We start from the raw sequence: 11,787 nt of genomic DNA, 5'->3' as shown, positions 1-11,787 counted from the left end.
AGAGCCGAACGAAAATAACCCTTCGTTAAAGCGCTTGATACAAGCCGTTAAGGACATGCAAAAAGAAAAAGAGAAAGTAAAAACGCCTAGCGAATGGGGACCTAATTATAGCGAGTTTAAGGGTGATGGCTTAGGAGCGATTAACAAGCTATTAGAAACTAAAAAAGGTTTTGTAGCGGGAGCGTTTCATAAGGAAGGTTTAGGGGATATTGATTTAGTTTGGGGAAACAAAGATTACGGGTTAGCGCATATATTAGAGCGTAGAATATCTAATGAGATGAAGAAAGGCTTAAGTGAAACAGAAGCTAAAGAATACGCCTTAAATATCGTTAAATCTATCCCCGAAGTGTTAGAGAAAGGCACTAAAGGCACGGATAGTTTAGGGCGTGTGTTTGTAGATTATGGAAATAAGAGAGTAGGTTTAAATAATGAGTGGAAAAATGAAAAATTAGAAAATCACTGGGTGATAAGCAGTTATGAATTGTATGATACAGAGAAGCAAGCGTTACGGTCTACTCCGCAAGCAATCACTAAAGAAAAGGCATTTAATTCTTTAAACTCCGTAGAACCTAATCCTACCACAAAAAAATTAAATAAGGAATAAAATGAATTACCCTAATCTCCCTAACAGCGCGCTAGAGATCACAGAACAGCCACAGGTAAAAGAAATCACTAACGAATTATTAAAGCAATTACAAAACGCTTTAAAAGGTAATCATCTTTTCACCGAGCAAGTGGAACTAAGCCTTAAAGGGATTGTTAGGATTTTAGAAGTGCTTTTGAGTTTGGATTTTTTTAAGAATGCGAACGAGATTGATAGCAGTTTAAGAAATTCTATTGAGTGGCTTACTCACGCAGGCGAGAGCTTAAAAAACAAAATGAAAGAATACGAGAGCTTTTTTAGCGAGTTCAATACGAGCATGCGAGAGAACGAGCAAGAAGTAACTGCTACACTAAACGCTAACGCTGAAAACATCAAAAGCGAAGTTAAAAAGCTAGAAAATCAATTGATAGAAACCACTACCAGGCTTTTAACGAGCTATCAAATCTTTTTAAATAACGCGCGAGATAACGCTAATCATCAAATCACAGAAAACAAAACCCAAAGCCTTGAAGCATTAAAAGAAGCAAAAACCACCGCTAACAACGAAATAAACACGAATGAAACCCAAGCGATCAATAACATTAACGAAGCTAAAGAAAACGCTAACAATGAAATAAACGCTAATAAAACGCAAGCAATCAATAACATTAACGAAGCTAAAACCACCGCTAACAACGAAATAAACACGAACAAAACGCAAGCGCTAACGAACCTTAACGAAGCTAAAACCACCGCTAACAATGAAATAAGCAACAATAAAACGCAAGCGATAAATAACATTAACGAAGCGAAAGATAACGATCATTATCAAAACATTGATTTTTTTGAGATTGAATAAGGCGTGTTAAAAAACCACTATAATACCCCTAAAAAAATGCGAGTTTAAAGATGCCTTTATTTGATTTAAAAAGCCCTTATCCACCAGCAGGCGATCAGCCCCAAGCCATAGAAGCTTTAACAAAAAGCTTAAAAAATAACAACCATTATCAAACTCTAGTGGGGGTTACAGGGAGCGGTAAGACTTACACGATGGCCAATATCATCGCCAAAACCAATAAACCCACTTTAATCATGAGCCATAATAAGACCTTATGCGCGCAGCTTTATAGCGAGTTTAAGGCGTTTTTCCCGCATAATAGGGTGGAGTATTTTATCTCCCACTTTGATTACTACCAGCCTGAAAGCTATATCCCTAGGAGGGATTTATTCATTGAAAAAGACAGCTCTATTAACGATGATTTGGAGCGTTTAAGATTGAGTGCGACCACCTCGCTTTTAGGTTATGATGATGTGATCGTGATAGCGAGCGTTTCGGCTAATTATGGTTTGGGTAACCCTGAAGAATATCTAAAAGTCATGGAAAAAATCAAAGTGGGCGAGAAGCACGCTTACAAGAGCTTTTTATTAAAGCTAGTGGAAATGGGTTATAGCCGTAATGAAGTGGTGTTTGATAGGGGGAGCTTTAGAGCGACGGGGGAATGCGTGGATATTTTCCCCGCTTATAATGACGCTGAATTTATTAGGATTGAATTTTTTGGCGATGAGATAGAAAGGATTGCGGTCTTTGACGCTTTAGAAAGAAATGAAATCAAGCGCTTGGATTCTGTCATGCTTTATGCGGCCAGTCAGTTTGCCGTAGGGAGTGAGAGGTTGAATTTGGCCATTAAAAGCATTGAAGATGAACTCGCTCTAAGATTGAAATTTTTTAAAGAGCAGGATAAAATGCTTGAATACAACCGTCTCAAACAACGCACCGAGCATGATTTAGAAATGATTAGCGCGACCGGTGTGTGTAAGGGCATTGAAAATTACGCGCGCCATTTTACGGGTAAAGCCCCTAACGAAACGCCTTTTTGCTTGTTTGATTATTTAGGGATATTTGAGCGGGAGTTTTTAGTCATTGTGGATGAAAGCCATGTGAGTTTGCCGCAATTTGGAGGGATGTATGCAGGGGATATGAGCAGGAAAAGCGTTTTAGTGGAATATGGTTTTAGATTGCCTAGCGCTTTAGACAACCGCCCTTTAAAATTTGATGAATTTATCCATAAAAATTGCCAGTTCCTTTTTGTGTCCGCCACACCCAATAAGCTAGAATTAGAGCTTTCTCAAAAGAATGTCGCTGAGCAAATCATTCGCCCTACAGGGCTTTTAGACCCTAAATTTGAAGTGCGAGACAGCGATAAGCAAGTCCAGGATTTATTTGATGAAATCAAGTTAGTGGTGGCTAGAGATGAAAGGGTGCTTATCACCACGCTCACTAAAAAAATGGCAGAAGAATTGTGCAAATATTATGTTGAATGGGGCTTGAAAGCGCGTTACATGCATAGTGAAATTGATGCGATTGAAAGAAATCACATCATCCGCTCTTTAAGGCTTAAAGAATTTGACATTTTAATAGGGATCAATCTTTTAAGAGAAGGATTGGATTTGCCTGAAGTCTCTTTAGTAGCGATCATGGATGCGGATAAAGAAGGGTTTTTAAGGAGTGAAACAAGCCTCATTCAAACCATGGGACGAGCCGCTAGAAACGCTAATGGCAAGGTTTTATTATATGCTAAAAAAATCACCCAAAGCATGCAAAAAGCCTTTGAAATTACGAGCTACAGGCGCGCTAAGCAAGAAGAGTTTAATAAGCTTCATCATATCACCCCCAAAACCGTTACTCGTGCTTTAGAAGAGGAGTTGAAATTAAGAGACGATGAGATTAAAATCGCTAAAGCCTTAAAAAAGGACAAAATCCCTAAAAGCGAAAGGGAAAAAATCATTAAAGAATTGGATAAAAAAATGCGAGAATGCGCAAAAAATTTGGATTTTGAAGAAGCGATGCGTTTGAGAGACGAAATCGCTCAATTAAGAACGCTTTAAAAACTATAAGTGTAGTTGAAATAAACCGAGTAATTGCGCCTGAAATCAACTTGGTATAACACGCTGTTGATCCCGTATTCTAAAAATCGTAAAACTTTGAGGACGTCTTCACTATTATTGCTAATGTTATTCATGGAATAATAATGGTTAAAATAATAAGTAGGGATTTTAATCCCAAAGCCAAACTGGTTGCGTTTATTCCCTAAACGAACCCCTAAATTCACCAAAAACTGGAAACCATTTGGATCCACTTTCCCGCCAAAAGTGTCTAAAAGAAGGGCTTGATACAATAACGCATCGCTCAATTTGTCATACACTCCAGCAAAAGCAATCCCCAGATTGAACCCGGCAAAAAACTTATCCCCATTATAAGCGTTAAGCAATAAATCCATATAAGTGCCGTAAGTGGAAATGATGATAGACTGCGATTCTTTTTGGCCATAAAGAGAAGCGCTCAAATCATAAAACAGCCCCCACCTGAAGCCAAACCACTTCGTTTCTTCATGCTTACCCACCCATTTATAGCCCACTTGCACGCCAAGGCCGTTAGACACATACGAATTTTTAAAAACAGGGCTTAAACCATCGCTGAAAATAATTTGGCTCTTATTGAATTGCTGGGATAAATTCAAGTTGCTGTAGTTGTGCTGAATGCTCCCTAACTGATACCCAAGCCCCAGATAAAACGCCGATCTATCCGCATAGCGTTTGATGGGCGAAACCACCTTTTTATTAAAAAAAGTGTAATCCCCTTTAGTCAAAACATCTTTAAAACCCTTTGCATTAAGCGCACAAGAAAGCCCTAAAATTAAGTATAACGCTCGTTTCAAAAAACCCCTTAAAACTTCAATTTTTACCGCTTATTCTATAGTTTTGTTTTTGTAAAAACGCGCCTTATTCAAACACCCTTTTAAAAATCGCCCCCACATTTTTAGTGTAATAGCTGTAATCAAAACATGCTTTGATTTCATCCTCGCTCAAATATTTTTTCAAGCGTTCATCGTTGAGTAGGGCGTTTAAAAACAAATTTTCATCAGCGTTTTTAAAAGCGCCTTGTTGCAAAACCTCCCATATTTTCATCGCATTTTCTTGCACGATTTTATAGCTTTCTTCTCTACTCAAACCTTTTTTAGGCAATTCCAATAACACCCGTTGCGAAAAAACTAACCCTCCACTCAAAGCTAAATTTTTAAGCATGTTTTTAGGATAAACCACCAGATTTTCAATCACGCTATTCAGGCGGCTGAGCATAAAATCGCTAGTGATAAACAGATCAGGCAAGGCAAAACGCTCCACAGAGCTATGGCTCATGTCCCTTTCATGCCATAAGGCGACATTTTCTAGCATAGGGGTAGTAAAAGAGCGAATCACCCTGCAAAGCCCGGTGATATTCTCGCTCAATATGGGGTTTCTTTTGTGAGGCATTGCAGAGCTTCCTTTTTGCCCTGTTGAAAAAGATTCTTCCACTTCATAGACTTCACTGCGTTGCAAATGGCGGATATTGACAGCGATTTTTTCACAACTGCTCGCTAAAAGGGCCAGATCGCATGCAAGCCTAGCGTAGCGGTCTCTTTGAATGACTTGATTGCTGATATTGGCGGTTTTTAAGCCTAAAAATTCGCACGCTAATTCTTCTAATTCTAAAGGGGCGTGCGCGAAATTCCCCATAGCCCCACTGATCGCTCCCACGCTGATAAATTCCATCGTTAAATCCAAGGCTTTTAAATGCCGTTTGATTTCATCAGCAAAAAGGGCTAACACCAAGCCAAAAGTAATGGGTTCGCCAAACACCCCATGGCTTCTGCCCACCATTAGCGTGTCTTTATGCTCTAAAGCTCTGTTTTTAAGGGTTTCATAAAGGTTTTGAACGCTTTTTTGAATGAGTTTTAAGCTTTTGGTCATCAATAACGCCATAGCCGTATCAATGCAATCGCTAGAAGTGATCCCATAATGAAAAAAGCGCGATTCTTCGCCCAAGCTTTCAGCCACGCAAGTAGTGAAAGCGATTAAATCATGCTTAGTGGTTTTTTCAATTTCTTTGATGCGTTCAAGATTGAATGCCGCCTTTGAGCAGATTTTTTCACAATCGCTATCTTGGATTTGCCCAAGCTTGTTCCACGCCCTAACGACAGCTTTTTCCACTTCTAAATAGGTTTCAAACTTGGTTTGTTCATTCCATAGGGCTTTCATTTCTTCATTCGCATAGCGTTCTAACACCGACAATCCTTACAATCAAAATGGGATTTATGTTACTTGGTTTAAAAAGTCAAAGGGGAAAATCACACAAGACGCAACAAAGCGCCTTGATTTGAGAGAAGGGTTATACTTTAGCTTCTTCTCTGCGTTGCAAGTATTCCCAACGCTCATTCACATCTTTTTGCAATTCTTCAATAATATGCTCGTTTTCTTTTTTGAAAAGATGTTTGAAGCGCTTTTGAGCCCCTAAATAATCCCTTACAGGAATGATATTTCTTGGGCGGTAAGTGATTTTCAATTCCCTACCATTAAAGATTTCAAATAGGGGGAACATCAAGCTATCCACAGCCATATCCGCTAATTCAATGGTTTTATTGGATTCAAATTTCCATTCAGTCGTGCATGGGCTAAGAGCGTTGATGAAGCAAGGCCCTTCAGTGTCTAGCGCGGTTTTAATCTTTTTGTTCATGTCTTTCCATTTGTTAGGCGAGAGTTGTGCCACATAAGGGACCCCATGGCTTGCCATGATATTGACGATGTCTTTTTTCTTTTCTTTTTTGCCAAAGCTAACCGATCCTGATGGCGTGGTAGAAGTGCTAGCCCCTAATGGCGTAGAGCCGCTTCTTTGACCGCCGGTGTTGGCATAGTTTTCATTATCCAGGCAAATGTAAGTCATGTCATGCCCTCTTTCCATGCAACCGCTGATGAATTGGAGACCAATATCATAACTAGCCCCATCGCCTCCAAACGCCACAAATTTTGGTTTTTGACCTTGATAGCGGCCCTTATTCACTAGCACTTTATACATCGCTTCCACCCCTGAAATTGCTGTAGAGCCATTTTCAAAACCAATATGAATCCAAGGCACATCCCATGAAGTGTGCGGATACACCGCCGAGCATACCTCTAAACAACCGGTAGAATTGCCTAAAACAATAGGCCCATCTACAGCGTTTAAAACTTCGCGCACAATAATGCCATGCCCACAACCCGGGCAAAGCAAGTGCGAGCCTTGGAATTTTTCAGCACTTTGGCTAAAACCTTTGAGTGTTTTGACTTCTTTTACCATGATATTTCCTTTTTAAAAAAAGCTCATTTTAGGGCCACGCAAGCCTACGAATTGTTGGGTAGGGTGCGTGAGCGTGCCTTTAAGAGCGTCTTCATTGATTTCTTCAAAAATTTCGCATAAATGCGCGATTGTCATATCCCTTTCGCCTAAACCATAGATATAGTTAGACACCACGGGGTGTTTAGTCCCTTGCGTTTGATACACCGCGCTCGTTACTTCATTAAACATCGCCCCCATAGCACCCGCTGGAGAGCTCTTATCTAAAATCGCTAAAGCTTTAAGGTTTTTCAAATCCTGCCCTAATCTTTCATAAGGGAAGGGGCGCAAGGAATGGATGGTCGCCACGCCGGCCTTAATGCCTTTTTTACGCATTTCTTTAGCCGCTACGATCGCTGATTCATAAGTAGTGCCTAACGCAAAAATAGCGATTTCAGCGTCTTCTAGCTGGAAAGTTTTAGTCAAATGGTATTGTCTGCCGGTGAGTTTAGCGAAATCATTGAACACTTCTTCAATCACAGAAGACGCACTCATGATCGCATGGTGGAGTTGGGCTTTATGCTCATAATGCCATTCTTCTTCAGCTTGCGCGCCATAGCTTACCGGTTTATCAAAATCCAAAAGGGAATGCTTGGTTTGGTATTCGCCTACGAATTGGTAAGCCACTGCATCGCTCAAAGGGCGGACATTTTGCACGGTGTGCGAGCATAAAAAGCCATCTTGATTGACAATAGTAGGCACACGCACTTTTTGATGCTCTGCGATTTTAAACGCCATTAAAGTGAAATCATAAGCTTCTTGAGGGTTGCATGTGCATAAACTGATCCAGCCAGAATCCCTGCTTAAATACATATCAGAATGATCGCCATGGATATTCAAAGGGGCTGCTAGAGCGCGATTGACTAAATTCAAAACGATAGGCAAACGCATGCCAGAAGCTTGGTATAAAACCTCTACCATTAACGCCAAACCTTGAGAGCTAGTCGCAGTGCTGACCCTTCCACCAGCTGCTGCAGCTCCCACGCATGCGCTCATGGCGGCATGTTCAGACTCCACTAAAACAAATTCGCCATCAATATAGCCATTGTCCTTAAACGAGCCGTAATTTTGCACAATGGGCGTTGATGGGGTGATAGGATAGGCTGCGATGACATCAATTTGAGCCTGTCTTAAAGCGTTAGAACTAGCGGTATTGCCATCCCACACTTCTATCTCTTGTAGTTCAATACTTTTTGCCATATTTTGTTCCTTACGATTTTTTCTTTTCTTGTTTTTGTGGCCATTGAGTGAGGGCGACAGTAGGCTCAATTTGTTCTTCAAACATCCATAGCGATTTAGGGTTGGTGGGGCAGACATCCACACACACGCCACAGCCTTTACAATGAGAATAATCCACGCCTTTTAACTTGCCCTCTCTTGAAAGAATAGCAGCGTCTGGGCAATAAACCCAACAATTAAAGCAATTGATGCAAATGTTATTGTTATGCACAGGTTTAGCCACGCGCCAATGAGCCACTTTGAGCCTGTCTTAAAGCGTTAGAACTAGCGGTATTGCCATCCCACACTTCTATCTCTTGTAGTTCAATACTTTTTGCCATATTTTGTTCCTTACGATTTTTTCTTTTCTTGTTTTTGTGGCCATTGAGTGAGGGCGACAGTAGGCTCAATTTGTTCTTCAAACATCCATAGCGATTTAGGGTTGGTGGGGCAGACATCCACACACACGCCACAGCCTTTACAATGAGAATAATCCACGCCTTTTAACTTGCCCTCTCTTGAAAGAATAGCAGCGTCTGGGCAATAAACCCAACAATTAAAGCAATTGATGCAAATGTTATTGTTATGCACAGGTTTAGCCACGCGCCAATGAGCCACTGAAGTGGTGAAGTAGCTTTGCTCGGTGTAATGGCGCTCATCATTGTGTTTTTCCATTTCGCTTTGTGCGTTTTTTTCAAAAGGGAAGAGCACCGCTCCCATTTCAAATTCATTCCAATCTTTCATCTTTGCTCCTTAATGTTATTGAACTTCTTCATAAGCTCTTTGGATAGCGAGCATGTTAGCGTCAATGACTTCTTGCGTGAGCTTTTTGCCTAAAACTTTCTTAAAAGCTTCTTTAAAAGCCTCGATTTCAAGCATGCCAGACACTTTCATTAACGCCCCTAGCATGGGCGTGTTAGGGATGGGGCGTTTTAAGGTTTCCATAGAGATTTTTAAACAATCCACTAAAAACACCTTACGGGTTTTTAATTCAGGTTTTTTTTCAAACAATTCTTCTTTGTTAAGATAGCTGGTGATGATATAGGTCGTGTCTTCTTTTTCATTAGCGAAGATGTTTTCAATGAAAACCAAACCGGGATCAATCACCAGCACATAATCAGGCTCCATGAAGCGTTCATGGTTTAAAATAGGCTCATCATCAACGCGGTTATAAGCCATCATGGCAGCCCCCCTTTTAGCTGAACCATAGGAAGCGAACGCTTGCACTTCTTTGCCTGTTTTTGAAATCACATCAGCCAACCCTTTAGCGCCGGTGATAGCGCCTTGACCCGCTCGCGCATGCCATCTAATTTGAAACATGGTAATATGTCTCCTTAATATCGTATAAGATAAATTGAATTTAGCCTAAAATTATACAATAAAAACTATTAACATGTCTTATAACAACACCTTTTTAAGAATTTTTATAGAAAAATGGGGGCATACCCACAAGAATTATGGCTATTTATTCTAAAAAGATAGGCGTTCTTAATAAAAACCACTAATATTTATTTTAAACTTTGTTATTATTTAGGGTGTGATTTGATTTTAGTCTGTATGGGGCAAGTGTGGGGCAGGATAGCATAAGGAATTGGGTTATGAATGAAACAAATAAAACAATGGTTAAAATATTGATGGGCATGGCGTTATTATCATCGCTTCAAGCCACAGAGGCAGAGCTTGATGAAAAATCAAAAAAACCTAAATTAGCGGACAGGAACACATTTTATTTAGGGGTTGGGTATCAGCTTAGCGCAATCAACACATCTTTTAGCACCGAGTCTGTAGATAAATCGTATTTCATGACCGGCAATGGCTTTGGTGTGGTGTTAGGGGGGAAATTTGTGGTTAAAACGCAAGCTGTAGAGCATGTGGGTTTTCGTTACGGGTTGTTTTATGATCAGACCTTTTCTTCTCACAAATCCTATATTTCTACCTATGGTTTAGAATTTAGCGGTTTGTGGGACGCTTTCAATTCGCAAAAGATGTTTTTAGGGTTAGAGTTTGGCGTAGGCATCGCTGGGGCGACTTATATGCCAGGAGGGGCTATGCATGGGATTATCGCTCAAAATTTAGGCAAAGAAAATTCGCTTTTCCAATTGCTTGTGAAAGTGGGTTTTCGTTTTGGCTTTTTCCACAATGAAATCACTTTCGGGTTGAAATTCCCTTTCATTCCTAACAAAAGAACTGAAATCGTTGATGGTTTGAGCGCGACTACTTTATGGCACCGCTTACCGGTCGCTTATTTCAATTATATCTATAATTTTTAGATATAGTTATTTAGAGGTTTTAGATTTGACAAAATCAATTAACTCTCGTGTGTCTATGGTTAGAGTTAAGAATTGCTGATAAGTGGTGATCCACTTGCCCCCTTTCCCATACAAATGATACCCATCACCCCCACCTAAAAAGTTAAAAAACGCATCCGCTCGCACGCTCACCCATTTATTTTTATAAACATAATAAAGCCCTATCATGTCAAAATTAGGGGCTCTATACCATGGCAACCCGGTATAAAGGGATTGGCCATAAGTGGCATAAAAGTGCATTTGGGGTTTGTTGGAAAAATAGTATCTGTTAAAAATCCCAAAGCCTTTGTATTGCGCTTGGGCGTAAAATTCCCCCCCAAAGCTGTTATAAAATTGAGCGTTTTTACACTCGCTAGCATGACGCACGCAATAATGGGTTTGAGACGACTGCGTGCCAAAGGTCATAAAAATATTATCCATATAAGGCATGAGATTTTTAAAATCCGCTTTTAAATAAGCATGGTAATAAACCCTGTCTAAAATGGTAGGGTTAGAGTATTTCCCTATTTCTCCGCCTTGTGGGTTATTTTTTTGACTGAAATAGGGGTAGCCATTAGGCCATTGCGGGGTTACATCGCCTGGTTTTAAGTAAGAATTACCGCCGTAAGGGTAATTATCTCCCATGCTATGATGGCTGGCGTTATGAAAAATGACAAGCTGTCCCCCCAAACCTAAATACCCTTTAAGAAACTGAAATTCTGAAGAAACAAAATACAAGAATTGATCAAAATCGTAATTTTTCTTTTTGGGCTGGTTGTTCCAATTACGCCCCCCATACCAATCAACAACGCCCTCAAACCACCCATTCCACCAGCGGTTAGGATCATAAGCTGGTTTGAATTGGAACGCTCCTCCCCTAAAAGTAGGGTCTATAAACCAAAAAAGTTTTTTAAAAGCGCTTAAAGGGTAATGCCCTATTTGATAGCTTCGAGGCACAATGCCTAAAAAAAATCTCAAATTTTTCCCTATGTATTGGTAATACATGGTAACCCCCCACGAATAAGGGAAATAGCTATAATGCGTGTGTAAATTTTGAATGAACCACGCCCCAAACATCAAGGCCTGTCTTTTGTCCAATTGGACGCCGATTTGAGGCATGAGACGGGCTTGCATTTTGGTTAGGCTATTCCAATAGGGGTTGTTGTTTGGGGCAACCAAGTTGAAATTAAAGCTCATGAACTTCAAGTCATAGACAAAACTAGCCGCTTTCATTAAGGGTGGTATTGAAAAACTTGAAATTAACAACGCATAAAGAGATTTTTTTAAGAAAATCAAACTAAAATACAGCCCCTTTCATCATCTTTTAAAATTGCAACATTAAAATGGCGGCACTTAAAGACAAAGTGCGATTTTAAATTAATTTGCTTTAAAAACAGCATAAAAACCAAAAAACAGAACCCTTTCAAGTTCGGTTTTTTTTTTTTTTTGGATAAAATAGCCATTAAAAAAGGGTGTTTAATTTTTTATGACTTCAGCTTCAAACCATTCTT

At 39.9% G+C, this 11,787-nt stretch carries 11 protein-coding genes and 1 pseudogene; 4 read left to right on the top strand and 8 right to left on the bottom strand.

Translation table 11 applies throughout. The features are described from left to right. From DBU79_RS07645 to uvrB, 3 genes are all read left to right on the top strand, one after another. A partial coding sequence (locus DBU79_RS07645) for a putative barnase/colicin E5 family endoribonuclease (RefSeq protein ID WP_154412050.1) occupies window positions 1-604 on the top strand: 604 nt, incomplete at its 5' end. A 1-nt stretch (window position 605) separates the two neighbouring features. Then, window positions 606-1,442 carry an ATP synthase subunit B family protein gene (locus DBU79_RS07640; protein WP_154412049.1) on the top strand — a complete coding sequence of 279 codons (837 nt, stop codon included), beginning with the start codon at window positions 606-608 and terminating at the stop codon, window positions 1,440-1,442. 50 nt (window positions 1,443-1,492) lie between these two features. Then, entirely contained in the window at window positions 1,493-3,469 is a 1,977-nt protein-coding gene (gene uvrB, locus DBU79_RS07635; RefSeq protein ID WP_154412048.1) for an excinuclease ABC subunit UvrB, read from the top strand. Here uvrB and DBU79_RS07630 read toward each other — a convergent pair. The 7 genes and pseudogenes from DBU79_RS07630 to DBU79_RS07600 all read right to left on the bottom strand — a co-directional run bounded on the left by DBU79_RS07630 (window position 3,466) and on the right by DBU79_RS07600 (window position 9,308). After that, complete coding sequence (locus tag DBU79_RS07630) at window positions 3,466-4,299, bottom strand: outer membrane protein (protein WP_154412047.1); 834 nt, start codon at window positions 4,297-4,299, stop codon at window positions 3,466-3,468. The genes uvrB and DBU79_RS07630 overlap by 4 nt on opposite strands. Before the next feature lie 64 nt (window positions 4,300-4,363). Further along, the gene (purB, locus tag DBU79_RS07625) at window positions 4,364-5,686 is read right to left on the bottom strand and encodes an adenylosuccinate lyase (protein ID WP_154412046.1); all 1,323 of its coding nucleotides are present in this window, start codon (window positions 5,684-5,686) and stop codon (window positions 4,364-4,366) included. Window positions 5,687-5,789: 103 nt separating this feature from the next. Beyond that, the gene (locus DBU79_RS07620) at window positions 5,790-6,734 is read right to left on the bottom strand and encodes a thiamine pyrophosphate-dependent enzyme (protein WP_075711621.1); all 945 of its coding nucleotides are present in this window, start codon (window positions 6,732-6,734) and stop codon (window positions 5,790-5,792) included. Between the two features lie 12 nt (window positions 6,735-6,746). Continuing rightward, on the bottom strand, window positions 6,747-7,970 hold the full coding sequence (locus tag DBU79_RS07615; RefSeq protein WP_015644785.1) for a 2-oxoacid:ferredoxin oxidoreductase subunit alpha: 1,224 nt from the start codon (window positions 7,968-7,970) through the stop codon (window positions 6,747-6,749). A 10-nt stretch (window positions 7,971-7,980) separates the two neighbouring features. Next, window positions 7,981-8,247 (bottom strand): annotated as a pseudogene (locus DBU79_RS07610) (4Fe-4S dicluster domain-containing protein); the annotation flags it as partial. 92 nt (window positions 8,248-8,339) lie between these two features. Further along, window positions 8,340-8,732 carry a 4Fe-4S dicluster domain-containing protein gene (locus DBU79_RS07605; RefSeq protein WP_000656175.1) on the bottom strand — a complete coding sequence of 131 codons (393 nt, stop codon included), beginning with the start codon at window positions 8,730-8,732 and terminating at the stop codon, window positions 8,340-8,342. A gap of 15 nt (window positions 8,733-8,747) precedes the next feature. Beyond that, window positions 8,748-9,308, bottom strand: a complete 561-nt coding sequence (locus DBU79_RS07600; RefSeq protein WP_017284523.1) for a pyruvate flavodoxin oxidoreductase subunit gamma — start codon at window positions 9,306-9,308, stop codon at window positions 8,748-8,750. 278 nt (window positions 9,309-9,586) lie between these two features. Between DBU79_RS07600 and DBU79_RS07595 the strand changes: the two genes are divergently transcribed. After that, on the top strand, window positions 9,587-10,258 hold the full coding sequence (locus DBU79_RS07595) for an outer membrane protein (protein WP_001870855.1): 672 nt from the start codon (window positions 9,587-9,589) through the stop codon (window positions 10,256-10,258). Between the two features lie 6 nt (window positions 10,259-10,264). Here the strand turns inward: DBU79_RS07595 and DBU79_RS07590 are convergent, their stop codons facing one another. Beyond that, a complete protein-coding gene (locus DBU79_RS07590; RefSeq protein ID WP_154412045.1) occupies window positions 10,265-11,572 on the bottom strand; it encodes a hypothetical protein in 1,308 nt (435 codons plus the stop codon). Between the last annotated feature and the right edge of the window lie 215 nt (window positions 11,573-11,787).

The organism is Helicobacter pylori, assembly GCF_009689985.1.
GTDB lineage: Bacteria > Campylobacterota > Campylobacteria > Campylobacterales > Helicobacteraceae > Helicobacter > Helicobacter pylori_CG.
Note: the sequence above shows the minus strand (reverse complement) of the source record. Positions and strands in the feature narration are given on the sequence as shown.